The organism is Streptomyces griseoruber (assembly GCF_001514205.1).
GTDB classification, from domain to species: Bacteria; Actinomycetota; Actinomycetes; order Streptomycetales; family Streptomycetaceae; genus Streptomyces; species Streptomyces griseoruber.
Genome location: NZ_KQ948773.1, coordinates 168,927 through 193,676 on the forward strand (window position 1 = coordinate 168,927; position 24,750 = coordinate 193,676).

Below are 24,750 nucleotides of genomic sequence, written 5' to 3' on the forward strand. Positions count from 1 at the left end.
CACGCGCCCCAGCCCTATTCGTCCGCCAGTTCCGCCACCCCCGTGATCCGGTGCAGCGGATAGGTGCGGACCTCGTCCGCCGTGTGGTCGTACGCCGTGACGAAACCGCCCTCCACCCGTACGGGGGCGATGACGCGTTGGCTGGCCGAGCCCTCCGCGTTGACGTAGCCGATCCAGAGGGCCTCGCCGGTCAGGACCGCGGCCTGCATGGTGGCCAGGGTCTCGGCGGAGCTGGTGCGGGGGAGTTCGCCCGGGGCGAGGGCGGTCGCCGTGTCCGTGGGTTTGCGGGGGGCCGTCGAGGCCAGGTCGCCCGCCCGGATCGCCCGGACCGCCGCCGTGAGGAGGGTCGCGTCGGGGACCGGGGGGCCGTCCGGGACCGGCTCGGGGGCGGTGCGGGGCGGGGTGCGGTGGGCGTGCGCGCGGGTGATCAGGACATCGCCCTCGGCGGACTCGGCGGCGGGGGCGTACCCCATCGCGCGCAGCCCTTCGAGGAGGGTCGCGGGATCGGCCTGGGCCGCCAGCACCGTCGGGGCCAGCCGGCGCAGCCGCAGCGCGCCGGCCCGCTTGTCGGCGAGGATCTCGTTCAGCACGGTGTCGTCGTCGCAGCGGACGTACGCCGAGGCCGCGCCCACCCGGAGCTGCCCGTGCCGGCGCGCCACGTCGTCGATCAGATAGGCGAGCGGCTGCGGCACCGGCGTACGCGAGTGCTGGGCGAGGAAGGCGTGCAGGTCGGAGGCGCTGCGCCCGGCGTCCAGGGCGCGGCGTACGGAGCCGGGCGTGAAGCGGTAGACGGTCGCGCCGCCCTTGGACTCCACGTCGGCGAGCACACCCAGCACCTCGGCGAGCGGGCGGCGCAGGGGGCCCGGTGCCACGGCCGTGAGGTCCGCCTGGAGCAGGACGTGGTCCAGGGGCTCGGGCAGCAGCGGGGCCAGCAGACGGGTGGCGGCCGCGACGGCCACGGCCTGCTCGGGCGGGGACAGCGGGGCGAGGGGGGCGGCCGTGCGGTGGTGGTGGACCGGGAGCTTGTCGCCGGGGCCCTGTGGTTCCGGGTGCCGGCCGGGGGCGGCCGGTGACCCGCCGATCAGGGCCCGGCCCTGTGCCGACAGCGCGCCGCGTCCGGTCACGCCGAGCAGTTCGGCCTCGGTGAGGGTCCAGCGGGCGAGGCGGGAGCGGAGATCCTCCTCGCCCTGAAGGGCGGGGGAGGCGGCCTGCGGGCCGCGCAGGGGGCGTTCCCAGCGGAGCCGGGCCAGGACCGCCTGCGGGTCCGGCGCGGCGCCCTCCGGCAGGGCGGCCAGGAGCGACAGGACCCGGTGGCGCACCTCGGGCGCGGCGGAGCGGTCGAGGCCGGGGCCGAGCGCCGACAGCGCCCGCTCCTTGGCGTCCCGCCCGCCGACCACACCGGACGTCCGGGTCGCCGCCAGCCACGCCTCGGCCAGCCGTGCCCAGCGCTCGGCGGCGGGCCGCTCCAGCCACTCGTCGTACGCCGGGGTCGCCGCGTACCGCTCGTCGGCCTCGCCGTCGGAGGCGATCAGCCCGGCGGCGTACGCCAGCTCCACCCAGAAGGCCGCGACCGGCTCCGGTACGTCGAGGGCGACGGCGGTCCGCTTCAGGTCCCGCACGCTCAGCCCGCCGGCCCGCAGCACCGCGGGACCGCCCTCGTCCCAGTCCTTCAGCAGCTCCTCCACCGTCGCCAGCGCGGTGTACGCCTGCCCGGCCGCCGTACTGTCCACAACCTGGGGACGGTGGGTGGCGGCCGGCTCCACGGCGGGCGGCAGCGGCTCCGGCGCCCGGTGCGCCCGCCCGGCCCGCAGATGCAGGGCGACCTCGCGGGGCAGGACGACCGTGCCGGGTGCCGTCGGCAGCAGCAGGCCGCGGTCCAGCAGCCAGCGCAGCCGGGGCGCCGGATCATGGGTGACCTGGCCGTACGGCGGGCCCCACACCAGCCGCTCCAGCACCTCCAGGGACTCCGCCGGGGCCTTCGCCAGCAGGGCCTTCATCTTCCTGCGGTGGGTGAAGAGCGCGGTCAGCGCGTCCACGGCGGACACCGAGTCGTGCGTGGACGGCAGCCCGGCCGTCGCCACGATCTCCTGGATCCGGCCCGGCGACATCCCCGCCGTCGCCTCCCGCACACTCGGGCCGAGGCCGGTGGGGGACGGGTGCTGCGGCGACGGGGCGAGCAGCTCACGGGCCGTGCGGACCAGACGCAGGCGGTCGTCGGCGCCCCACACCAGCGCCTGCTCGCGCAGGGCCGCGAGAGCGGCGGGCAGCGCGGCCGACACCTCCGGGTCACGGGCGTCGCCGGCCATCAGGCCGAGCAGTTCGTCGTACGACGACGGGTCGGCGGCCACCGCCAGCGCCTCCGCGGTCTGCAACGCGAACCGGTCGAGCCGCTCCAGCGCCCGTACGACGGAGGCACGCGTGCCGGCCCGGGTGGCGAGCTGGGTGAGGTCGGTGGGGACCGGGGTGACGAGGTCGGGGCGGCTGCGCAGGAGGGCGGCCAGGGAGGCGTCGTCCCTGCCGCGGAGCGCTTCCGCGAGGGACCGGGGGGCCGGGTGGTCCTCGGTGCTCATTCTGCCCACGGTAGCGGGTCGCCGTCCCCGGGGGCCGCGCTCCCGAACGGGCTGTTTCAGGCACCTTGCGCGATAACGTGCCCCCGTGGGGATCGAAAGCGACCAGGTCGTCTACGAGTATCTGAGCCGCGTCGGCGACGTCGCGCAGCAGCAGCAGTTGTCGTCGGCCACGCGGATGCGGCTCGTGTCCGAGTTGCGCAACGAGATCGACCGGCGCCGGTCCAGGGCGACCGTCGACTCGCCCGCCGCCGTCCGCCGCATCATCGACCGCCTCGGCAGCCCGGACGACGTCGTCGCCGCCGCGGCCGACAGCGGTGCGGGGGCCCCGCAGGCGCCGACGCCCTCCGTGCCCGTACAGCGGGACGACGAGGACCGGCCGCCGCCGGCTCCCCAGGGTCAGGGCAGGGTGCCCGGGCCCCGGTCGGGCGCGCTCGCCGACGAGGTGCGGGTGCCCGACTGGTGGCAGCGGGAGTCCGACCCGTTCGCGGCGGGCGACGAGGTGCCCGGGTTCGTCGGCGGGGTCGAGATCCCGGAGATGCTGCGACCCCCGCGGCTCGGGAAGGACCAGGAGGGCCGGAGGGAGCAGGGGGAGCAGGGGGAGCAGGGGGAGCCGCAGGAGGCGGGCGGGGCCGCCGGCGGCGAAGCCGGGGCCGGGGAGGCGTCCAGGGGGCGGCGGCGGTTGCTGCCCGCCCTGCCGAGCGGCGGCTGGAGCAACCCCCTGCTGCTGCTCGCCGCCGTCGCCCTCGTCGTCGGCGCGGTGCTCGGGAAGCTGTTGCTGCTGGTCGCGGGCTGGGCCATCGCCTATGTCTCGCGCCGGCTGACCGACCGCGAGACCAAGCTGGCGGTCATGTGGCTGCCGGGACTGTCCGTCGCCGCCGGGCTGGTGTGGCTGTGGGGCCGCAGCGAGGGCCGCTGGGGTGCGCCCATCGCCGAGGGGCACATGAACGACGCGATCGGCGAGACCTGGCCGTGGGTGGTGCGGGGCGCGGCCGTGGCGTCGGCGCTGTTCCTGGTCTGGCGGTCGCAGCGGCGGAAATAGGCCGTAGGCCGAGGCCCCCGACCGGGCACAATGTCCCGCATGACCGTCACCTCCTCCCGCGCCCGCACCGTCGGCTTCGACCTCGACATGACCCTGATCGACTCCCGGCCCGGTATCCACGCCTGCTGGACGGAGCTGTCGGCGCGGACCGGGACGTACGTCGACGCCGACCTGGTGGTCACGCGGCTGGGGCCGCCGCTGACGGAGGAGATGGCGCACTGGTTCCCGGCGGAGGAGATACCGGCCATGGCCGACCTCTACCGCGAGATCTACCCGGCGTACGCCGTCACCGGCACGCTCGCGATGCCCGGCGCCCATGAGGCGCTGGAGGCGGTGCGGCGGGCCGGCGGGAAGGCGATCGTGGTCACCGCGAAGTGGGAGCCCAACGCCCGGCTGCACATGGAGCACCTGGGCATGCGGCCCGACGCGGTGATCGGCAACCTGTGGGCGGCGCAGAAGGCGGAGGCGCTGCGCGAGCACGGCGCGTCCGTGTACGTGGGCGACCATGTGGGGGACGTGCGCGGGGCCCGGCTCGCCGAGGCGCTCTCGGTGGCCGTGGTCACGGGGCCGTGCAGCGCCGCGGAGCTGACCGAGGCCGGGGCGGACGTCGTCCTCGACGATCTGACCCGGTTCGGGGAGTGGTTCGCGGCCTACGAGGGCTGATGTCCCGCCCGCGCCTGACGCCGGCCCGCCGCGATCGACCGGAGCACCCCGGCGCCCGCGACGAGGAATCCGACGCCCATGAGCATGCTCAGTCCGAACATATACGTCGGAAAAGGCGTCGTACCGAGGAGCAGCGGGGCGATCGTGACGAGGGTGGCCACGGCGCCGGCGAAGAAGACGATGGCTCCGGCACGGATCAGTCGGTCACCGGGAGCGGCGGAATTCGTTTGGGTTTTGTCACGCACCGGACCAGGGTAGTTCCCACCGCGAAGGAACAACCGGGCGACGTCTTGTCACCCGCCCGAAGACCATTAGCCTTGGTACCGGCGGGTCATGGTCGACCCGCCCGACTGCTATCAAGAGCCGTTCCAGAGCTGTTTTTTCCAGAAGCAAGTTTCCGACGAGTACGAGGACGAGGACAGACGTGCCTACCGGCAAGGTCAAGTGGTTCAACAGCGAGAAGGGCTTCGGCTTTCTCTCCCGTGACGACGGCGGTGACGTCTTCGTCCATTCCTCGGTCCTCCCCGCCGGAGTCGAGGCACTGAAGCCGGGCCAGCGAGTGGAGTTCGGTGTCGTCGCCGGACAGCGCGGCGACCAGGCACTCTCCGTCGTCCTCCTCGACCCGACGCCCTCCGTCGCGGCGGCCCAGCGCAAGAAGCCCGACGAACTGGCCTCCATCGTGCAGGACCTGACGACCCTCCTCGAGAACATCACGCCGATGCTGGAGAAGGGCCGCTACCCCGACAAGGCCTCCGGCAAGCAGATCGCCGGCCTGCTGCGCGCGGTCGCCGACCAACTGGACGTCTGACCCGCACGGAATTCCCTACGGAAAAGCGAGCGCACCCGGCCCGAGGGGCGGCACCAGCCCCTCGGCCGCCGCCCGCGTCAGCAGCCCGCGTACCGCCGCATAGCCGTTCTCGCCCAGGTCCGCCGTGAACTCGTTGACGTACAGGCCGATGTGCTGGTCGGCGACCGTGGGGTCCATCTCCTGGGCGTGGGCCATGACGTACGGGCGGGAGACCTCGGGGGCGTCCCAGGCGGTGCGTACCGAGGTGCGGATCGCGGACGCCAGGGCGGTCAGGGTGGCCGGGCCCAGCGAGCGCTTGGCGATGATGGCGCCCAGCGGGATCGGCAGGCCCGTGGTGGACTCCCAGTGCTCGCCCAGGTCCGCGAGCTTGTGCAGACCGTAGTTCTGGTACGTGAAGCGCGCCTCGTGGATGACGAGCCCCGCGTCGACCTTGCCGTCGCGTACGGCGGGCATGATCTCGTGGAAGGGCAGGACCACGATCTCGCCCACCCCGCCGGGCAGCGTGTCCGCCGCCCACAGGCGGAACAGCAGGTACGCGGTCGACTTCTCGGAGGGGACGGCGACCGTGCGGCCGGTCAGTCCCCCACTGCCGAAAGCGTGGGAGGTGCCCCCAGGTCCGGCCTCCTTCGCCAGGACCAGCGGGCCGCAGCCCCGGCCCAGCGCGCCCCCGCAGGGCAGCAGCGCGTACTCGTCGAGGACGTACGGCAGCACGGCGTACGACACCTTCAGCACATCGAACTCGCCCCGCTCGGCCATGCCGTTGGTGAGGTCGATGTCCGCGAACGTCACGTCCAGCGCGGGCGCGCCCGGCACCCGGCCGTGGGCGAGGGCGTCGAACACGAACGTGTCGTTCGGGCAGGGGGAGTACGCGATCCGCAGCGGCTGCTCACTGGTCATGCCGGTTCCAACTCTCCAGAAGGGGCGCGAGCTTCCCGAACGCCGTCGTCAGAGCGGCCAGCGCCTCGCCGATGCGCCAGGCCGCGCGGTCGCGGGGGCCCACGGGGTTGGAGACCGCGCGGATCTCCAGGACGGGGGTGCCGTGCGCGCCGGCCGCCTCGGCGACCCCGAAACCCTCCATGGCCTCGGCCAGCGCCTCGGGGTGGCGTACACGCAGGGCCGCGGCGCGGGCGGCGGTGCCGGTGACCGTGGAGACGGTCAGGATCTCGCCCCTGCGGGCCCCGGCGGCGGCCCCGGCGGCCCGTACGAGTGAGTCCGGCGGACGGTGGGTGACGGTGCCGAAGCCCAGCTCGGTGACCGGTAGGAAGCCCTCCGCGCTCTCCGCCCCCAGGTCGGCGACGGTGATCCGGTCCGCGACCACCAGCGAGCCGACGGGCGCCTCGGGCAGGAAGCCACCGGCGATACCGGCCGAGACGACCAGGGCGTACGGCTCACCGGTCAGTGTCGCGGCGGTCAGCGCGGCGGAGACGGACGCGGCGGCGAGGGCCGGGCCGACACCGGCGGCGAGGAGGTCGTACGACCCGCCGGTGCGGCGGAGCTCCACCCCGGGCAGGGACACCGGCCGGCCGGGCTCCGGAAACGCCCGTGCCACCGCGTCCCGTTCTGCGGGGACCGCGGTGGCCACGAGGATGCGGGCGGAGGACGTGGCTAGTCGTCCTTCTTCAGCTTGAACGACCACAGACCGGTCGCGGTCTGGCTGTCCTTCTTGCCGTCGCCGGCCTTGATGGTGACGAGCGTCGAGTTGCCCTGGGCGCCGTACTGGGCGTTGAAGAACACGCTGCCCGGGATGGTGCGGTACGTCTTGTCGCTGTCCTCGGTGAGCGGCTGACCGTTCATCAGGATGGTCCAGCGCTTGTCCGCGACGTCGGGGTCGACCCCGAAACGGACCGTCTCGTCCGGGTCCACGTCGATGGACTTGATGTCCTTGTCGGCCAGGCACTTCGTCAGGGCGGCGGCGTTCAGGGCCTCGCCCTCGCCGCCGCAGGTGGCCTCGGAGCTGACCGAGGCGCGTCCGACGGTGATCGTGGACAGCGGCGTCGGCTTGTCACAGGCCGACAGGACGAGCAGTCCGGCGGAAACGGCGCCGGCGGTGGCGACGGCGCGGCGTCGCTTGGCGGAGTGCAGCGTGGTCATGGGGCGAAGGCTATCGGGCGGGTGCGGCGGTCTCTTTATGTGGGGGGCCATGCCGCTGTGTGTTACGCCACGCGGCCCTTCGACGCCCCTCCGTGACGGGCCGAGCCGATCAGACCACGCACCGTCGTCAGCCAGCCGATCGCGAGGACACCGGCGGCCACGCACAGGCCCAGCGGGCCGTTGAGCGGCATCACGATGCCGATGGCGCCGCCCAGCACCCACGCCATCTGGAGCATGGTCTCCGAGCGGGCGAACGCCGAGGTGCGCACCAGCTCCGGCACGTCCCGCTGGATCAGCGCGTCCAGCGACAGCTTCGCCAGCGCCAGACAGAACCCGGCCGTCGCCGTCAGACACGCCACCAGGAACGCGCCGAAGAAGACCGCCGCGGTGATCGCCGCGCCCAGGACCACCGCGAGGACCGTCACGATGATGATCTCCGGCGCCCGGGCCCGCAGCCACGCCCCCACCGCCGTACCGAGCGCGTTGCCCACGCCCGCCGCGACCGCCACCATGCCCAGCGACACGGCCGCGCTGGACCCCGTCAGCGGGTGCTCGCGCAGCAGGAAGGCGAGGAAGAAGGTCAGGAAGCCGGACAGCCAGCGCAGCGCCGCGTTCGCGCCGAGGGCGTGGGTGACCGCGATCCCTACGGTCCGCAGGCCGGGGCGCTTGACCGGCTGCCGGTGCGGGCCGTGCAGATGCTCCTCGTCGGCCGCGAGCAGCGCGATGTCCTCGCCCTTCGCCGAGTCCACCTTCGGCGGCAGTGAGAACGACAGGAACGTACCCGCCATGAAGATCACGAAGGCGCCGTAGAGCGGCCAGCGCTCCCCGATCGCGTGCAGCCCGGCCCCCACGGGGGCCGCCACACCGGTGGCGAGGAGCCCGCCGAGGGTGACGCGCGAGTTCGCCTTCACCAGGGAGAAACGCGGTGGGAGGAGGCGGGGGACCACGGCGCTGCGGACCACGCCGTACGCCTTCGACGCGACCAGCACGCCCAGCGCCGCCGGATACAGCTCCAGGCTGCCGGTGGAGACCGCCCCGGCGATGATCAGCGCCAGCAGGGCCCGGGCGAGCATCGCGCCGGCCATCGCCGCCCGGCGGCCGTGCGGCAGCTTGTCCAGGAGCGGGCCGATCACGGGGGCGAGGACCGTGAAGGGTGCCATGGTGATGGCGAGGTACAGCGCCACCCGGCCCCGGGCCTCGTCCGTCGGCACCGAGAAGAAGACGGTGGAGGCGAGCGCGACGGTGATCATCACGTCCCCCGCGCCGTTCACCGCGTGCAGCTCGATCAGCTTGCCGAGGCCGGACTCCCCGGCACCGTGCGCGTGCGTGGCCTTCCTGATGCCGCGGGCCGTGCCGGTGAACGGAAAATGCAGGGCACGGCCGACCGCGCGGACGGACCCGCCGATCCGGCCCGAACCGCCGATCCGGCCCTTTCCCTTCGATCCCCTCGTCCCACCGGTCCCGGTGGCACCGGGGGATGCTTTCGCGGCTGCCACTCCGTCATAGTGCCCCGAGAAAGGCCCGCGTAGTGCGGTTACCGCGCGGATGGCGGGGGTCCGGTACGGTCCGGCACGGGGAAACGTCCCGTCGGTGTAGGCCGAACGTCGCGGAACAGGTAGCGTGCGTAGCGCGCCGTGGCGATCGTTCTCGGCCGCGCGCCTCCCCGGCATCCAGCAGAATGGATGACAGCAGGTGCGCCCGAGCGCGATCGGGCGCGGACGTCGACGCGGCCCTTCGGTCCGCTCCGTCCGCACCCGCCGCCTTCAGGCCGGCGCACCCGAGAGACGGCGTAGGAGAGAAGCGATACCTGTGAGCGCAGCGACCACGCGAAGCCGCACCCCCGACCGCCTGTGCGCCGAGGCCGTCGACCTCGCCCGCGCCGCAGCCGAGGAGGCCGCCGCGCCCGGCGTGGTCGGCGAGCACGTAGGCCTGCTCTCCGAGGGTGACCGGGTCGTCACGCACTACTTCGAGTGCAAGGAGCTCGGCTACCGGGGCTGGCGCTGGGCGGCCACCGTGGCCCGCGCCTCCCGCGCCAAGATCGTCACCCTCGACGAGGTCGTCCTGCTGCCCGGCCCGGACGCCGTCCTCGCCCCCGAGTGGGTCCCCTGGAGCGAGCGCCTGCGCCCCGGCGACATGGGCCCCGGCGACCTCCTGCCCACCGACGCCGAGGACCTGCGGCTGGAGCCCGGGTACTCCGGCGAGGACGAGCCGACGCCGAACGCCCCCGTCTCGCACGAGATGGCCGAACTGGTCGAGGCCGAGGACGCCGAGGTGACCGCGGCCCCGCCGACCGACCTGCCCACGGTCCCGGCGCGCGGCTCGATCTCCGCGGTCGCCGAGGAACTGGGCCTGCGCCGCGCCCGGGTCCTGTCCCGCTACGGCCTGCACACCGCCGCCGACCGCTGGGAGGAGTCCTTCGGCGCCAAGACGCCCATGGCCCAGGCGGCCCCCGCGACCTGCGTCAGCTGCGGCTTCCTCAGCCCCATCGGCGGCTCCCTCGGCCAGGCCTTCGGCGTCTGCGCCAACGAGTTCTCCCCGGCGGACGGCCGGGTCGTGTCCCTGGCGTACGGCTGTGGTGGCCACTCCGAGGCCGCGGTCATGCCGAAGCCCCCGCAGCCGCCCGCGCCGGTGATCGACGAGACCAGGGTGGACCCCTTCCCGCTCCGCCCGGCGGCGGACTCGGGCTCGGTCCCGGCCGTCACCGACGAGGCGACTGCGGAACTGGGGCACGCGTAGGCCTTCGGCCGACCGGGGAACTTGGGAGCCGGACCGGGCGCCGGGCGCCGGGTACTGGGCGCCGGGGAGCGGAAGCCGGGCATCGGGTACTGGGAGCCGGGAGCCGGGAGCCGGGCGCCGGGTACTGGGAGCCGGGGAACGGGAGCCGGGCATCGGGTACTGGGAGCCGGGAGCCGGGAGCCGGGCGCCGGGTACTGGGAGCCGGGGAACGGGAGCCGGGCATCGGGTACTGGGAGCCGGGAGCCGGGAGTCGGGAGCCGGGCATCGGGCATCGGGAGCCGGGTACTGGGCGCCGGGGAACGGAAGCCGGGCGCCGGCAGTCGGGAGCCGGGCGTCGGGTACCAGGAGCCGGGGAGCGGGGAGCGGGGCGCCGGGGAGCCGGGCGCCGGGCATCGGGCGCCGGGCGCCGGGTACTGGGTGCCGGGGAGCCGGGAGCCGGGCATCGGGTACTGGGAGCCGGGGAGCGGAAGCCGGGCGCCGGGAGTCGGGAGCTTGGGCGCCGGGTACCGGGAGCCGGGGAGCCGGGTACCGGAAGCCGGGGAGCGGGGCGCCGGGAGCCGGGGAGCGGGGAGGCGCCTTCTTCGGTCGGACCCCCGCTGCTCCGTCCGGGCGGCGGCCATCGCGGGCCACGGTGCGCGATACCTTCTCCTCACGCCGACGAGGAGAGTGAACGTGAGCAAGTTCGTGCGGCCGGCACCCGAGGGCGCTGATCCCTTCGGCACGGCCCGCCTGCGCCGCGGCGTCCTGGACGCCTGGGCCACCAGTCCCGCCCGTTTCCGTGAGGACGCCAACGCCGAGGAGGACCTCGTCCTCGGCGGCTACCGTGACCGTCTCGTCGTGGAGCTCGCCCAGAACGCCGCCGACGCGGCCGCCCGCGCCGGGGTGCCCGGCCGGCTGCGGCTCACCCTCCGCGACGGCGTCCTCGTCGCCGCCAACACCGGCGCCCCCCTGGACGCGGCCGGTGTCGAGTCCCTCGCCACCCTGCGCGCCTCCGCCAAGCGCGACGCGCAGCAGGTGTCCGTGGGCCGCTTCGGCGTTGGCTTCGCCGCCGTCCTCTCCGTCACCGACGAGCCCGCCGTCGTCGGCCGCCACGGCGGCGTGCGCTGGGACCTCGCCGAGGCCCGCGAGCTGGCCGCCGACACCGCCCGCCACAGCCCCGGCCTCGGCGACGAGCTGCGCCGCCGCGACGGACACGTCCCCCTCCTGCGCCTCCCCTTCGCCGCCCAGGGCACCGCCCCGGACCCCTACGACACCGCCGTCATCCTCCCGCTGCGCGACGCGGCCGCCGCCGACCTCGCCGAACGCCTCCTCGCCGCCGTCGACGACGCCCTCCTCCTCGCCCTGCCGGGCCTGGCGGAGGTCGTGATCGAGACCGGCGCCGACACACCCCGCACCCTGCGCCGCTCCGGCGACGGCGCCCTCACCGTCGTGGAGGACTCACGCGAGGGCGCCACCCGCTGGCGCACGGCCGCCGCGCACGGGCCCCTCACACCCGAGCTGCTCGCCGACCGCCCCGTCGAGGAGCGGCAGCGGGCGCACTGGTCGGTCACCTGGGCCGTCCCCGTGGACGAGCAGGACGCCCCCGTCCGGCCCCGCACCAGCCCCGTCGTGCACGCCCCCACCCCCAGCGACGAACCGCTCGGCGTGCCCGCCCTGCTCATCGCGTCCTTCCCGCTGGACACCACCCGCCGGCACGCGGCCCCCGGCCCGCTCACCGACCACCTGGTCGAGCGCGCGGCCGACGCCTACACCGAACTCCTCGCCGACTGGCGTCCGGTGACCCCCGGCATCATCGACCTGGTGCCCGGCCCGCTCGGCAAGGGCGAGCTGGACGGGGCGCTGCGCCGGGCGATCCTGGAGCGGCTGCCGCGCACCGCCTTCCTGCCGCCCGCCGTCCAGCCCGTCAAGGACGAGGACGACCTGCCCGAGGCGCTGCGCCCGCGGGACGCCGAGGTGGTCGAGGGCGCGGGCGCGGACACGGTACGGGTCCTCGCCGAGGTCCTCCCGACCCTGCTGCCCGCCGGTCTGGAGCGGCGCGTCGAGCTGCGCACCCTCGGGGTCGCCCGGATCCCGCTCGCCGACGCCGTCGACCGTCTCGCCGGGCTGGAGAAGGACCCGCACTGGTGGTACCGGCTCTACGACAGCCTCGCCGGCGTCGACCCGGACCGGCTCTCCGGACTGCCCGTGCCGCTGGCCGACGGCCGGACGACGATCGGTCCGCGCCAGGTCCTGCTGCCCGTCGCGGACGAGGCCGGGGCCGACCCGGAGGTCCTCGCCCGCCTCGGCCTGAAGGTCGCCCACGGGGACGCCGCGCACCCCCTGCTGGAGAAGCTCGGCGCCCTGCCCGCCACGCCCCGCGCGGTGCTCACCACCCCGCAGGTGCGGGCCGCGGTCGCCGCCTCCCTCGACGACGACGGCGGCGCCTGGGACGACCGGGACACGCCCGACGCCGAGGAACTCGCCGACACCGTCCTCACCCTCGTCCGCGCCGCGGCCCTCGAACCGGGCGACGAGCCCTGGCTGGGCGCCCTCGCCCTGCCCGACGAGGACGGCGAACTCGTCCCGGCGGGCGAACTCGTCCTGCCGGGAAGCCCGTTCGCCTCCGTCATCCGTGAGGACGAACTCGCCTTCGTCGACGCCGAGTTGGTCGAGCGCTGGGGTGAGGGCCCGCTCGCCGCGGTCGGTGTCCTCGCCGACTTCGCGCTCGTCCGCGCCACCGACGTCGTCCTCGACCCCGACGAACTGGAGCCCCGCGAGGGCGACTTCGCCGAACCGGACGACGCGGGTCTGCTGGACGCGGTGGACGTCTGGTCCGAGGACATCCTCGACCGCTTCCCCGACTCACCGGTCCCGCCGGTGGCCACCGAACTCGTCGCCGTCCGCGACCTCGACCTGGTCGACGACGACCGCTGGCCCCAGGCCCTCGCCCTCCTCGCCCAGCCGCCGCTGCGCGACGCCCTCACCCAGCCCGTGCGGATCCTGCTGCCCGACGGCACCCACGAGGTCGTACGCCCCTACACGGCCTGGTGGCTGCGCGGCCACCCGGTCCTCGACGGCCGCCGACCCGCCGGTCTTCTGGCGGCGGGCGGCGACCCGCTCCTGCACGGCCTGTACGACGAGGCCGACGCGACCGGCTTCGACGACGAGCAGGTCCTGCGGGCGCTCGGTGTCCGGACGTCGCTGGCGGCGCTGCTCGACGAGCCGGGCGGCGCGGCCGAACTCCTCGACCGCCTGGCCGACCCCGACCGCCCCGTCGGCCCCGCCCAGCTGCACGGTCTCTACGGCGCACTGGCCGACCTGGACCCCGAGCAGGTCACCCTCCCCGACGAGCTGCGGGCGGTCGTGGACGGCCGGGTGGAGGTCGTGGACGCCGCCGACGCGGTGGTCGTCGACTCGCCCGACCTCCTGCCCTTCACGGAGGGCGTCCCGCTCCTCCCGGTCCGCCCGTCCCGCGCCGCCGAACTGGCCGAACTGTTCCAGGTGAGGCGGCTGAGCGAGTCCGTGACCGGCCGGGTCGACTCCGAGGGCGCGGAGCACGACGTCCCGGAACCGGTCCGCGTCCTGCTCGGCCCCCGCACCCCGGACACCTACGTCGAACACGAGGAACTCGTCGTCGACGGCGTCGAGCTCGACTGGCGCCTCACCGACGACGGCGTCCTGCACGCCGCCACCCTGGAGGGCGTCGCCGCCGGCCTCGCCTGGGCCGCCGGCCAGTGGCCCCGCCGCTTCGAGGTGGCGGCCCTCCTGGAGGACCCGTCCCGGACGGGGGAGCTGGCCCGGGACCGCTGGTTCGACTGACGACATGACAACAGGGGCCGTCCGGGCAGGACGGCCCCTGTTCCGGGTCCCTTTTCGGGGCGTCGGAGACGAGCTGTCCCCGGATGTGCGTACCCCTGCCGGCAGCGGTACTGCTCGGCCGGGTTCGGCCCGTTCTCCGCCTTCTCCTTCGCCTCGACGGCCGACCTGCGGGCCTCGTCGGCGTAGTGCGCCGCCGACGCCTCCGCGTCCTTGGCGTTTGGCGGCCTCAACGGCGTACCCCCGCGCCTTGGCCCCGCCGGCACGTCCATGTGGCCGAAGGTGTAGGCGGGCACAGACGGGACGACGCGGGCCGGCGGAGGGGTCGTCAGAAAATCTTCCTCACTTCGTACAACTATTCACTTCCGCCGCGGATCTCACCTCATGAGCCAACAGGCTTCACCAACACGTGGGCCCTGTCCGAGACGAGCCGTAGGGATCGACCGCAGCCAGGGTCCTTTTTTTCACCGGGGGATTGCATGCGCATCCGTGCCACCGTGGCCGCCGTCACCGGCGCCCTGGCTCTCTCCGCTCTCGCCGTTCCGGCCGCGCAGGCCGCCGGCGGATCCTCGTACGGCAAGGACGACGTCCAGAAGGCCGCCGCCGCAGCGCAGGCCGCCTCGGGCAAGACGGCCTTCACCGGGGCGACCGCCGACGCCGACGGTGTCCCGTACCCGCTGAACATCACCTTCTCCGCCGTGAAGATCAACAACGGCAAGCCGATCGTCGCGGGCACCACCAACCGCGTGAGCGTGCCGGTGACGTACCAGGTCACGCACGACGCGGACTTCGACGTCACCGCTCCGGACGTCTTCCTGGACGTCGAGATCTACCGCGGTACCTCCTACGACTCGCCGGTCAACCTGCTCTGGGGCGACGACTGGCCGACCTGCACGGCGACCTCGTCCACCGTCGCCAGCTGCAAGGGGACCCTCGACGTCCGCCCCGGCCAGCAGCTGAACAACGTCGACGCCACCTCCTGGAAGGCCGGCGGCTACGTCATCGACTTCAACGACCAGCTGGGCGTCGACATCGACGACATCGACTGGTCCAAGGTCGGTTACGCCGAGCAGGACAACCTCGCCACCACCAAGCTCCAGCGTTTCTCCAAGCTGACCGTCAACGCCTCCCCCGAGCCGGTGAAGAAGGGGAAGACCATCACCGTCACGGGCAAGCTGACCCGCGCCAACTGGGACGACAACAAGTACCACGGCTACACGGGCCAGCCGGTGAAGCTGCAGTTCCGCAAGAAGAACAGCTCCACCTACACCACCCTGAAGACCATCAAGACCAGCTCCACCGGCACCCTGAAGACCACGGTCAAGGCGTCGGCGGACGGCTACTTCCGCTACAGCTTCGCGGGCACCTCGACGACCCCGGCGGTCAACGCCGCGGGTGACTTCGTCGACGTCAAGTGAGCAACCCAGTCATTCTTACTTCTCTCCATCCGAGGAACAACATGCGCATTCGCGCCTCGGTGACGGCCGTACTCGGTGCCGTCGCCCTCTCCGCCGTCGCCGTTCCGGCCGCCCAGGCCGCTCCGACGGCGGCGCCCGACGTGACCTTCTCCAACATGAAGGTCAACGCCGGCAAGAGCATCGTGGTCGGTCCCTCGACCAAGGTCACCGTCAGCGTGTCGTACACCCTGACCAAGCCCGCGGACCTCAGCACGAGCTCCTTCCTGAACGGTCCCGTCCTCTACCGGGGCACCACCCTGAACGAGGACACCGACTCGATCCTCGGCGACGACCCGGGCACCTGCACCGCGTCCTCGAGCACGGTCCTCAAGTGCACCGCGAAGATCCAGTTCCGGCCCACCGAGAGCGACGCCTACGACGACCTGGCCAACAGCCAGGCCGGCACCTGGAAGGTCGGCGCCCTCGCCATCCCCAACGACGCCGACGGCACCGACGACCTCAAGTGGCAGACCGGCCTCGGCACCACCAAGGTCCTCCGCAAGGCCACCCTCACCACCGACGCCACCCCGGAGCCGGTGAAGAAGGGCAAGACCATCACGGTCACCGGCAAGCTGGCCCGCGCCAACTGGGACACCAACAAGAACGCCGGTTACGCGTCCCAGTCGGTGAAGCTCCAGTTCAAGAAGAAGGGCGCCACCGCCTACACGACGGTGAAGACCATCAAGTCCAGCTCCACCGGCACCCTGAAGACCACGGTCAAGGCGACGGCGGACGGCTACTTCCGCTACGTCTTCGCCGGCACCACCACGACCGCTCCGGTCAGCTCCTCCGCCGACTTCGTCGACGTGAAGTAACCGCGAGGGCGAGGAGAGGGAGAGGGGAAGGCATTCTTCCCCTCTCCTTACCTTTTCCCGTACAACTCGCCCCAGGAGCCACGGATCTATCAGGTGAGTCAACAGACTCCCGAGATCACTTCTCTCCTCATGGGGAACGCACATGCGCATACGCGCCCTCGTCCTCGCCGCCTCCGGCGCCGTGGCCCTGACCGCCCTCGCCGTGCCCGCCGCGCAGGCCGCCCCGGTCGGCCCCGCCGTCACCTTCTCCGGCCTGAAGGTCAACAGCGGCAAGAACATCGTGGTCGGCCCCGCGACGACGGTCACCGTCACGGCCACCTACACGGTGACCAAGCCCGCGAGCCTGGACCCGAACACCATCGCGAGCATGCCGGTGCTCTACCGCGGTGCCACCCTGAACGACGACTCCGAGGGTCTCGCCGGTGACGATGTCGCCACCTGCACCAAGTCCTCCTCGACCGTTCTGAAGTGCACGGCGAAGATCCAGTTCCGTCCGAAGTCCTCCGACGTGGACATCGATCTGACCAACGCCGACGCCGGCAGCTGGAAGCTGGGCGCCTTCGCGGCCAACGCGGCCGGCGGCGTCACCTACCAGGGCGACCTCGGCACGACCAAGCTCCTGCGCGGCGCCACCCTCACCGCCGACGCCACCCCGGAGCCGGTGAAGAAGGGCAAGACCCTCACGGTCACCGGCAAGCTGGCCCGCGCCAACTGGGACACCAACAAGTACGCGGGCTATGGCACCCAGTCGGTGAAGCTCCAGTTCAAGAAGAAGGGCGCCACCGCCTACACGACGGTGAAGACCATCAAGACCACGTCGACGGGCACCTTGAAGACGACGGTCACCGCGTCCGCGGACGGCTACTACCGCTACGCCTTCGCGGGAACGTCCACGACGGCCCCGGTGAACTCGGCAGCGGATTACGTCGACGTCCAGTAACTAGTGCCGCGGCAGGCAACGTTCGCCCCGTCGCGACGCCCGGCACGCACTCTCGCCGCACCGGCCGAAAGCCCAAGTACGTCCAGTACGAGGACTTCCGGCCGGCACGCCGAGAGCACGCACCGGACGCCGCTCCTTGACGGGCAAACGTTGCCTGCCGCGGCACTAGACGGGAACGCGGCGGTCGACCCCTCTCCACACGAGCTCCAACCCGACCGCCGCCACCCCCGCGATCCCCACCCCGATCCACGGCATGGTCATCCCCACCAGCCGCAACGCGAAGAAGTCCTGGAGCGAGGGCACCACCAGTACGAGCAGGAACGACGCCCCCATGGAGGCGACGAGCAGCACCCGCCACCAGGTGTACGGCCGCGCCACGATCGCCAGCACCCACATGGAGATCAGGAAGAGCGTGAGGGTGGCGACACTGGTCTCCGCCTCCAACGCCCGCGCACCGCTGTAGTAGTGACGGGCGGCCAGATAGGACACGAAGGTGGCGACCCCCGCCACCACCCCGCCCGGGATCGAGTACCGCATCACCCGCCGGACGAAATGCGGCCGGGCCCGTTCCCTGTTGGGGGCGAGGGCGAGGAAGAAGGCCGGGATGCCGATGGTGAGGGTGGACAGCAGGGTGACGTGCCGGGGCAGGAACGGGTATTCCACCTGCCAGCAGACCACCAGCAGCGCCAACAGCACCGAGTAGACCGTCTTCACCAGGAACAGCGTCGCGACCCGGGTGATGTTGCCGATCACCCGCCGCCCCTCCGCCACCACCGACGGCAGGCTGGCGAAGCTGTTGTCCAGCAGCACGATCTGTGCGACGGCCCGGGTCGCCTCCGAGCCCGACCCCATCGCGACGCCGATGTCCGCGTCCTTGAGCGCGAGCACGTCGTTGACGCCGTCGCCGGTCATCGCGACCGTGTGCCCCCGGGACTGGAGCGCCCCGACCATGTCCCGCTTCTGCTGCGGGGTGACCCGCCCGAAGACCGTGCCCTCGTCGAGGGCCGCGGCCATCGGCTCGCGCTCCGCGGGCAGCCGCCGCGCGTCGACCGTACGGCCCCGCAGCCCCAGCTTGGCGGCCACCGCCCCGACCGACACCGCGTTGTCCCCGGAGATCACCTTGGCGCGCACGTCCTGCTCGGCGAAGTAGCGCAGGGTGTCCGCCGCGTCGGGCCGCAGCCGCTGTTCCAGTACGACGAGGGCGACCGCGCCCGCTCCCTCGGCGACGCCGGGATCGTCCAGGTCCCGTACGGCCCGGGCGAGCAGCAGCACCCGCAGGCCCTGCTCGTTGAGCCGCCCGGTCTCGGCGAGGGCGGGGTCGTCGTCGCCGAGCAGTACGTCCGGTGCGCCCAGCAGCCAGGTGCTGCTCACGCCGTCGCCCTCGCTGAAGGTGGCGCCGCTGTACTTGCGGGCGGAGGAAAAGGGGAGGGACTCGGTGCAGCGCCACTCCTCGGCGTCCGGGTAGGCGTCGAGGATCGCCCGCAGGGACGCGTTCGGCCGCGGGTCGGACTCGCCGAGCGCGCCGAGCACCTGGCGTATGTACGTCTCGTCGGCGCCGTCGAGGGTGCGCAGCTCGGTGACGTCCATGCCGCCCTCGGTGAGGGTGCCGGTCTTGTCCAGGCAGACGGTGTCGACGCGGGCGAGGCCCTCGATGGCGGGCAGCTCCTGCACCAGGCACTGCTTGCGGCCGAGCCGGATCACGCCGATCGCGAAGGCGACGGAGGTGAGCAGGACCAGGCCTTCCGGGACCATCGGGACGATTCCGCCGACGGTCCGGGCGATGGATTCCTTGAGGTCGTGGTTCTTCACGAACAGCTGGGTGACGACCAGGCCGATCGCGGCCGGGATCATCATCCACGTCACGTACTTGAGGATCGTGGAGATGCCGGAGCGCAGCTCGGAGTGGACGAGGGTGAACCGGGAGGCCTCCTCGGCGAGCTGGGCGGCGTACGCCTGGCGTCCCACCTTGGTCGCGCGGAAGGCGCCGCCGCCGGCCACCACGAAGCTGCCGGACATGACCGGGTCCCCGGGGCGCTTGACCACCGGGTCGGCCTCACCGGTGAGGAGGGACTCGTCGATCTCCAGCCCGTCCGCCTCGACGCACACCCCGTCGACGACGACCTTGTCCCCGGGGCCGATCTCGACGAGGTCGTCCAGGACGAGGTCGGAGGTGGCCAGCTCGACCGTTGCCCCGTCCCGGCGCACGGTGGGCCGGACCTCCCCGATGACGGCGAGGGAGTCCAGGGTCTGCTTGGCCCGCCATTCCTGGATGATCCCGATCCCGGTGTTGGCGAGGATGACGAACCCGAAGAGGCCGTCCTGGAAGGGGGCGACGGCGAGCACGATCAGCCACAGGACGCCGATGATCGCGTTGAAGCGGGTGAACACGTTCGCCCGGACGATCTCGCCGATGGACCGGCTGCTGCGTACGGGGACGTCGTTCACCTGACCGCGTGCGACGCGCTCCGCGACCTCGGTGGCGGTGAGCCCGGTCGCCGCCGGCACGGTGGCGGTCGCGTCGATAGGGGTCATGGAATCGACGGTACGTGCGGATTTGGGGGTTCACCCCCCGAAGGCGCGGAAGATCCGACCTGGGGAGGAGACGGGTCCTGCGAGGGGTGTACGGCTACTCGGCGGGAGTCTGCTCGGTCTCGTGCGTCGGCTCGGCCTCCGCCGCCGCCCGCGCCCGCTTGATGGCCGCGTCCCGGCTGCGGGTGATCCGGATGCCGAGGAGGCCCAGCGCGCTTCCGGCCAGGCAGGTCCACAGCCACCACAGATGGCCGTGGTCGTCGAACCAGCCGTAGAAGGGGAGCTGTGCGAGGAAGAGGACGAACCAGATGATCGTGCCGCCGGTGATGACCGGGACCACGGGCCCTTCCAGGGGCTCCGGCGCCTCATGCTTGGGTGTCCACTTCGCCATGGGGACAGCTTACGAGGTGGTCACATCTACGCGCGAAGATGGCCGATCGGATCGTCATATGTTCATACTGAAACGGTTTGAGTCTGACCGCTTCTCTTCGTAGGAAACACTAAAAACATGTCCACCTCGGCCCCCGCCAAGGTCCCCGCCCCTGAACAGCCGGGAGCCAGGCCCGCCTACGGCGCACTCGACCGCTACTTCAAGATCTCCGAGCGCGGCAGCTCCCTGCCCCGCGAGATCCGGGGCGGTTTCGCCACCTTTTTCGCGATGGCGTACATCATCGTGCTGAACCCGATCATCCTCGGCAGCGCGAAGGACATGTACGGGCATCAACTCGACAACGGCCAGCTCGTCACCGCCACCTGTGTGACCGCGGCCTTCACCACGCTCCTCATGGGCGTCATCGGCAACGTGCCGATCGCGCTGGCCGCGGGGCTCGGTGTGAACTCCGTGGTCGCGCTCCAGCTCGCCCCCCGGATGTCCTGGCCCGACGCCATGGGCATGGTCGTGCTGGCCGGCTTCATCGTCATGCTGCTGGTCGCGACCGGTCTGCGGGAGCGCGTCATGAACGCGGTCCCCTTCGGGCTGCGCAAGGCGATCTCGATCGGTATCGGCCTGTTCATCATGCTGATCGGTCTGGTGGACTCCGGTTTCGTCACCCGCATCCCGGACGCCGCCCACACCACCGTCCCGCTCCAGCTCGGCACCGACGGCCATCTGGTCGGCTGGCCGGTCCTGGTGTTCATCCTGGGCGCGCTGCTCACCCTCGCCCTGATCGTCCGCAAGGTCCCGGGCGCGATCCTGATCTCGATCGTCGCCATGACGGGCCTGGCGCTGATCATCAACGCGGTCGCCCACGTCCCGTCCTGGGGCCTGACCACCCCCGAGTGGCCCGGCAACCCGGTCGCCACCCCCGACTTCGGGCTGATCGGCGACGTCAGCCTGTTCGGCGGCTTCGGCGAGGTCGGCGTGCTGACCGGCGTGCTGTTCGTCTTCACGGTCCTGCTGTCGTGCTTCTTCGACGCGATGGGCACGATCATGGGCGTCTCCGACGAGGCGAAGCTGACCGACGCCAAGGGCGAGATGCCCGGCATCAACAAGGTCCTCTTCGTGGACGGTCTCGCCGTGGCGGCCGGCGGCGCCAGCTCCTCCTCGGCCACCACCGCGTTCGTGGAGTCCACGGCCGGGGTCGGCGAGGGCGCCCGCACCGGATTCGCGAACCTCGTCACGGGCGGCCTCTTCACCGTCGCGCTGTTCCTCACGCCGGTCGCCACCATGGTCCCGTCCCAGGCCGCCACGCCCGCGCTGCTCGCGGTGGGCTTCATGATCCTGGCGAACTCGGTCAAGGAGATCGACTGGGCCGACTACACGATCGCCATCCCGGCCTTCATCACGATGGTGATGATGCCGTTCACCTACTCCATCACCAACGGCATCGGCATGGGCTTCATCACCTTCGTGCTGCTGCGCCTGGTGGCGGGCCGGGCCCGTGAGATCCCGGTCCCGATGTACGTGGTCTCGGCGGTCTTCACGTTCTCCTACCTGATGCCGGCCCTCGGTCTGACCTGACCTGACCTGACCTGACCGGCGCGGCTCAGGTGTGCCCGTAGAACTTCTGGGTCTCCTCGACGGCCGACTGGAAGCGCTGGTCGAAGTCATCGCGAATGAGCGTCTGGACGACATAGTCCTGGACGCTCATTCCGCGTTTGGCGGCATGTTGCCGGAGCCGTTCGAGCAGCTCCCCGTCTATCCGCAGGCTGAGCACAGTGGTCCCCATGAGTCGAGGGTCGCCGCACCGTGCCGTACGTCAGTGACTTTCCGCGCGCGTCTCACTCGTTCGAGTGATGAAGGGGTTTCCGTGGCCAGGGTCACGGGAATCCTGGCGCGCCCAGCTTGTTTAGCCAGAGTAATGAGTTACGCTAAAGAGATGCCTGACCTCACCCATGGCGACGACGCGGCCGCCGTGAACGCGCTCCGGTCCGCAGTGATGCGGCTCTCCCGCCGGCTCAAACACCAGCGGGTCGACGAGTCGCTGAGCCCCACCGAGATGTCGGTGCTCGGCACCCTCTCCCTCTGCGGCAGCGCCACCCCGGGCGAACTCGCCCGCAAGGAGCACGTGCAGCCGCCCTCGATGACCCGCATCGTGGCGCTGCTGGAGGCCAAGGGCCTGGTCCGGCTGGAGCCGCACCCCGAGGACCGGCGCCAGAAGGTCGTCACCAAGACCGAGCAGGCCGAGGCCATGCTCGAGGAGAGCCGCCGCAAGCGGAACGCCTTCCTGGCCACCCTGGTCGACGGCCTCGACGAGGACGAGTGGGCGAAACTGCGCGCCGCCGCCCCCGTACTGGAGAAGCTCGCACACCTGTAACCCGCAGTAGTTGAGGAGGCGAACCCTGTTGAGTACGGGACCCGGAGCAGACTCCGCCCCCGCACCGACCACCCCCGACACCCCGTCCACCCCCGACACCCTTCGCCGCGGAACCTCGATGTTCAGCTCGCTGAAGGTCAGGAACTACCGCCTGTTCTTCGCCGGCCAGGTCGTCTCCAACATCGGCACCTGGATGCAGCGGATCGCACAGGACTGGCTGGTCCTGAGCCTCACCGGCTCCGCCACCGCCGTCGGCGTGACCACGGCCCTGCAGTTCCTGCCGATGCTGCTCTTCGGCCTCTACGGCGGGGTCCTCGTCGACCGCCTGCCCAAGCGCCGCGCCCTGCTGGTCACCCAGTCCGCGATGGCCGTCACCGGCATCGCGCTCGCCGCGCTCACCCTCTCCGGCCATGTCCAGGTCTGGCACGTCTACCTCGCCGCCTTCGCCGTCGGCCTCGCCACGGTCGTCGACAACCCGGCCCGCCAGTCCTTCGTCTCCGAGATGGTCGGCCCCGACCAGCTCCAGAACGCGGTCAGCCTGAACTCGGCGAACTTCCAGTCCGCGCGGCTGGTCGGCCCCGCCGTCGCCGGCCTGATGATCACCGGCGTCGGCACCGGCTGGGCCTTCCTCGCCAACGGCCTGTCCTTCGTCGCGCCCATAGCGGGCCTGCTGCTGATGCGCGCCCGCGAGCTGTACGTCGTCGAGCGCGCCCCGCGCGGCAAGGGCCAGCTCAGAGAGGGGCTCCACTATGTGGCCGGGCGCCCCGACCTGATCTGGACGATCACCCTGGTCGGGTTCGTCGGCACCTTCGGCTTCAACTTCCCCGTGTACCTCTCGGCCTTCGCCGACGACGTCTTCCACGCCGGCGCCGGCTCCTACAGCCTCTTCAACACGCTGATGGCGGTCGGCTCGCTGGCCGGCGCCCTGCTCGCCGCCCGGCGCGGCACGGCCCGGATGCGGGTGATGATCGGGGCGGCGGTGCTGTTCGGCGCGATGGAGATCCTCGCCGCGACGGCCCCCTCGCTCTGGCTGTTCGCCCTGCTCATGGCGCCGATCGGGATGTTCGGCATGACGATCAACGTCACCGCCAACACCAGCATCCAGATGGGCACCGACCCCGCCATGCGCGGCCGGGTCATGGCCCTCTACATGATGGTGTTCCTCGGCGGCTCGCCCGTCGGCGCACCGATAGCGGGCTGGATCACCGACGCGTACGGCGTCCGCGCCGGCCTCGCGGTGGGCGGCGTGATCGCCGCGGCGGCCGCGGCCACCATCGGCCTGGTCCTGGCCCGCGTCGGCAATCTGCGCCTGTCGGTCGGCTGGCACCACGGTCACCCCCGGGTGCGGTTCGTGCCGCGCGAGAGCGGGGAGCTGGCCACCGTGGGGTGACCGGCCCCCGGCCCCCCGGGGTCACACCCGCCGCTCCAGCAGCTGCCCCGGCCACGCGTCCTGCACGGTGAACGCGTGCGTCGGGGTGAAGCCGTTGGCCTCGTAGTAGGCGACCAGCTTGCGGTCGTCACCGGCGTAGCAGTCCACCCGCAGCAGGGCGACACCCGCCCGCCGGGTCTCCTCGGCCGCGTGCGCCAGCAGTGCGCCGCCCACGCCGAGCCCCTTGAAGCGGCGGTCCGAGGCGAGCCAGTGGATGTACCGCTCGGGCTCGCCGGGCGGCGGGAGGTGCGCGAGGTAGCCGCCGGGGGCGCCGGTCAGCGTGAGGGTCCCGGCCGGCACCCCGTCGACCTCGGCGATGAACGCCGCGCCCTCCTCCATGTACCGGACGACCGACTCCACCGTCCGGGGGCTCTCCGAGAGCGGTTTCGTCCCCCACTGGCCGGTGCGCCCCTGGGAGACGAGCCACTCCACACTGCTGTCGAGCATGCCGAGCATCGCGGGGACGTCGTCGGGTCCGCCGTCCCTGATGGTGATCTCCATGCCCCCATGGTGGCAGGGTGGTCCGTATGAGACTCTTCGCAGCCGTGCTGCCGCCCGAAGACGTCGCCGAAGAACTCGCCACGGAGGTGGCCGAGTTGCGCGGGCTGCCCGGCGCGGAGGGGCTGCGCTGGACCGGCCGCCCCGGCTGGCACTTCACGCTCGCCTTCTACGGCGAGGTCGACGACGACGTCGTACCGCAGCTGTCGGCACGGCTGGAGCGGGCCGCGCACCGGAGCGCCCCCTTCGAGCTGTCCGTGCGGGGCGGGGGACAGTTCGGGCACGGGCGGGCGCTGTGGGCGGGGGCGGCGGGAGAGATGCCGGCCCTGCGCCTGCTGGCCGACCGGGCGGAGGCGGCGGCACGCAAGGCGGGCCTGGACATGGGGGAGCACCGCCGCTACAAGGCCCACCTCACGCTGGCCCGCAGCCGGGACGCGGTGGACGTACGGCCGTACGTCGAGGCGCTGCACGGGTTCCGGGGGCGGACCTGGACCGTGCGGGAACTGGTCCTGGTCCGCAGCAATCTGCCGACGTCCGGGGTACCGGGGGAGCAGCCCCGTTACGAGCCGGTCGGGCGCTGGGCTCTCGGCGGGGCCGGTTAGGCTCGATGCGTGGACCCGAAGA

The 24,750-nt window shown here is 72.6% G+C and carries 22 protein-coding genes; 12 read left to right on the forward strand and 10 right to left on the reverse strand.

Going from position 1 to position 24,750, the window contains the following annotated elements; genetic code table 11:
- Positions 1-14: 14 nt before the first annotated feature.
- Entirely contained in the window at positions 15-2,570 is a 2,556-nt protein-coding gene (locus AQJ64_RS26690) for a helicase-associated domain-containing protein (RefSeq protein ID WP_059203045.1), read from the reverse strand.
- Between the two features lie 85 nt (positions 2,571-2,655).
- On the opposite strand from AQJ64_RS26690, the gene AQJ64_RS26695 reads away from it, so the two are divergent.
- Positions 2,656-3,609 (forward strand): hypothetical protein, encoded by a 954-nt coding sequence (locus AQJ64_RS26695; protein ID WP_059203046.1) that lies wholly within the window; start codon positions 2,656-2,658, stop codon positions 3,607-3,609.
- A 39-nt stretch (positions 3,610-3,648) separates the two neighbouring features.
- The gene (locus AQJ64_RS26700; RefSeq protein WP_397803831.1) at positions 3,649-4,272 is read left to right on the forward strand and encodes an HAD family hydrolase; all 624 of its coding nucleotides are present in this window, start codon (positions 3,649-3,651) and stop codon (positions 4,270-4,272) included.
- Here AQJ64_RS26700 and AQJ64_RS26705 read toward each other — a convergent pair.
- A complete protein-coding gene (locus AQJ64_RS26705; RefSeq protein ID WP_055637663.1) occupies positions 4,260-4,517 on the reverse strand; it encodes a hypothetical protein in 258 nt (85 codons plus the stop codon). The two genes, AQJ64_RS26700 and AQJ64_RS26705, sit on opposite strands and share 13 nt — an antisense overlap.
- 179 nt (positions 4,518-4,696) lie before the next feature.
- Between AQJ64_RS26705 and AQJ64_RS51800 the strand changes: the two genes are divergently transcribed.
- Positions 4,697-5,080 carry a cold-shock protein gene (locus AQJ64_RS51800; RefSeq protein WP_055637664.1) on the forward strand — a complete coding sequence of 128 codons (384 nt, stop codon included), beginning with the start codon at positions 4,697-4,699 and terminating at the stop codon, positions 5,078-5,080.
- Between the two features lie 15 nt (positions 5,081-5,095).
- Here the strand turns inward: AQJ64_RS51800 and AQJ64_RS26715 are convergent, their stop codons facing one another.
- The 4 genes from AQJ64_RS26715 to AQJ64_RS26730 all read right to left on the reverse strand — a co-directional run bounded on the left by AQJ64_RS26715 (position 5,096) and on the right by AQJ64_RS26730 (position 8,667).
- Positions 5,096-5,977: a 1,4-dihydroxy-6-naphtoate synthase gene (locus tag AQJ64_RS26715; protein ID WP_055637665.1), complete on the reverse strand. Its 882-nt coding sequence runs from the start codon at positions 5,975-5,977 to the stop codon at positions 5,096-5,098.
- Positions 5,967-6,716, reverse strand: coding sequence for a futalosine hydrolase (locus AQJ64_RS26720; RefSeq protein WP_206189876.1), 750 nt, complete (start codon positions 6,714-6,716; stop codon positions 5,967-5,969). Before AQJ64_RS26720 ends, AQJ64_RS26715 begins: the two co-directional genes overlap by 11 nt.
- Positions 6,686-7,171, reverse strand: coding sequence for a hypothetical protein (locus AQJ64_RS26725; RefSeq protein WP_055637666.1), 486 nt, complete (start codon positions 7,169-7,171; stop codon positions 6,686-6,688). Before AQJ64_RS26725 ends, AQJ64_RS26720 begins: the two co-directional genes overlap by 31 nt.
- Before the next feature lie 62 nt (positions 7,172-7,233).
- On the reverse strand, positions 7,234-8,667 hold the full coding sequence (locus AQJ64_RS26730) for an MFS transporter (RefSeq protein ID WP_079061958.1): 1,434 nt from the start codon (positions 8,665-8,667) through the stop codon (positions 7,234-7,236).
- Between the two features lie 313 nt (positions 8,668-8,980).
- Here AQJ64_RS26730 and AQJ64_RS26735 point away from each other — a divergent pair, with 313 nt between their 5' ends.
- The 5 genes from AQJ64_RS26735 to AQJ64_RS26755 all read left to right on the forward strand — a co-directional run bounded on the left by AQJ64_RS26735 (position 8,981) and on the right by AQJ64_RS26755 (position 16,914).
- Positions 8,981-9,907: a DUF3027 domain-containing protein gene (locus AQJ64_RS26735; RefSeq protein ID WP_055637667.1), complete on the forward strand. Its 927-nt coding sequence runs from the start codon at positions 8,981-8,983 to the stop codon at positions 9,905-9,907.
- 672 nt (positions 9,908-10,579) lie between these two features.
- Positions 10,580-13,705 (forward strand): sacsin N-terminal ATP-binding-like domain-containing protein, encoded by a 3,126-nt coding sequence (locus AQJ64_RS26740; RefSeq protein WP_059203047.1) that lies wholly within the window; start codon positions 10,580-10,582, stop codon positions 13,703-13,705.
- Positions 13,706-14,181: 476 nt separating this feature from the next.
- Entirely contained in the window at positions 14,182-15,120 is a 939-nt protein-coding gene (locus AQJ64_RS26745) for a hypothetical protein (RefSeq protein WP_055637649.1), read from the forward strand.
- Positions 15,121-15,161: 41 nt separating this feature from the next.
- Positions 15,162-15,974: a hypothetical protein gene (locus tag AQJ64_RS26750; RefSeq protein WP_055637648.1), complete on the forward strand. Its 813-nt coding sequence runs from the start codon at positions 15,162-15,164 to the stop codon at positions 15,972-15,974.
- Between the two features lie 142 nt (positions 15,975-16,116).
- Positions 16,117-16,914 carry a hypothetical protein gene (locus AQJ64_RS26755; RefSeq protein WP_055637647.1) on the forward strand — a complete coding sequence of 266 codons (798 nt, stop codon included), beginning with the start codon at positions 16,117-16,119 and terminating at the stop codon, positions 16,912-16,914.
- A gap of 165 nt (positions 16,915-17,079) precedes the next feature.
- Here AQJ64_RS26755 and AQJ64_RS26760 read toward each other — a convergent pair whose 3' ends face one another.
- The gene (locus AQJ64_RS26760; protein ID WP_055636004.1) at positions 17,080-19,446 is read right to left on the reverse strand and encodes an HAD-IC family P-type ATPase; all 2,367 of its coding nucleotides are present in this window, start codon (positions 19,444-19,446) and stop codon (positions 17,080-17,082) included.
- 94 nt (positions 19,447-19,540) lie between these two features.
- Positions 19,541-19,834: a DUF2530 domain-containing protein gene (locus tag AQJ64_RS26765; protein WP_055636005.1), complete on the reverse strand. Its 294-nt coding sequence runs from the start codon at positions 19,832-19,834 to the stop codon at positions 19,541-19,543.
- 117 nt (positions 19,835-19,951) lie between these two features.
- Here AQJ64_RS26765 and AQJ64_RS26770 point away from each other — a divergent pair, with 117 nt between their 5' ends.
- Positions 19,952-21,403 (forward strand): NCS2 family permease, encoded by a 1,452-nt coding sequence (locus AQJ64_RS26770; RefSeq protein WP_055636006.1) that lies wholly within the window; start codon positions 19,952-19,954, stop codon positions 21,401-21,403.
- A gap of 25 nt (positions 21,404-21,428) precedes the next feature.
- Here the strand turns inward: AQJ64_RS26770 and AQJ64_RS26775 are convergent, their stop codons facing one another.
- Positions 21,429-21,611 (reverse strand): ribbon-helix-helix protein, CopG family, encoded by a 183-nt coding sequence (locus AQJ64_RS26775; RefSeq protein ID WP_055636007.1) that lies wholly within the window; start codon positions 21,609-21,611, stop codon positions 21,429-21,431.
- Positions 21,612-21,761: 150 nt separating this feature from the next.
- On the opposite strand from AQJ64_RS26775, the gene AQJ64_RS26780 reads away from it, so the two are divergent.
- Both AQJ64_RS26780 and AQJ64_RS26785 read left to right on the forward strand, forming a co-directional pair.
- Positions 21,762-22,199 (forward strand): MarR family winged helix-turn-helix transcriptional regulator, encoded by a 438-nt coding sequence (locus AQJ64_RS26780; protein ID WP_055636008.1) that lies wholly within the window; start codon positions 21,762-21,764, stop codon positions 22,197-22,199.
- 28 nt (positions 22,200-22,227) lie between these two features.
- The gene (locus AQJ64_RS26785) at positions 22,228-23,589 is read left to right on the forward strand and encodes an MFS transporter (protein ID WP_099054033.1); all 1,362 of its coding nucleotides are present in this window, start codon (positions 22,228-22,230) and stop codon (positions 23,587-23,589) included.
- Positions 23,590-23,610: 21 nt separating this feature from the next.
- Here the strand turns inward: AQJ64_RS26785 and AQJ64_RS26790 are convergent, their stop codons facing one another.
- Positions 23,611-24,129, reverse strand: a complete 519-nt coding sequence (locus AQJ64_RS26790; protein WP_055636010.1) for a GNAT family N-acetyltransferase — start codon at positions 24,127-24,129, stop codon at positions 23,611-23,613.
- 26 nt (positions 24,130-24,155) lie between these two features.
- On the opposite strand from AQJ64_RS26790, the gene thpR reads away from it, so the two are divergent.
- Positions 24,156-24,728, forward strand: coding sequence for an RNA 2',3'-cyclic phosphodiesterase (thpR, locus tag AQJ64_RS26795; RefSeq protein ID WP_059203048.1), 573 nt, complete (start codon positions 24,156-24,158; stop codon positions 24,726-24,728).
- Positions 24,729-24,750: the final 22 nt, after the last annotated feature.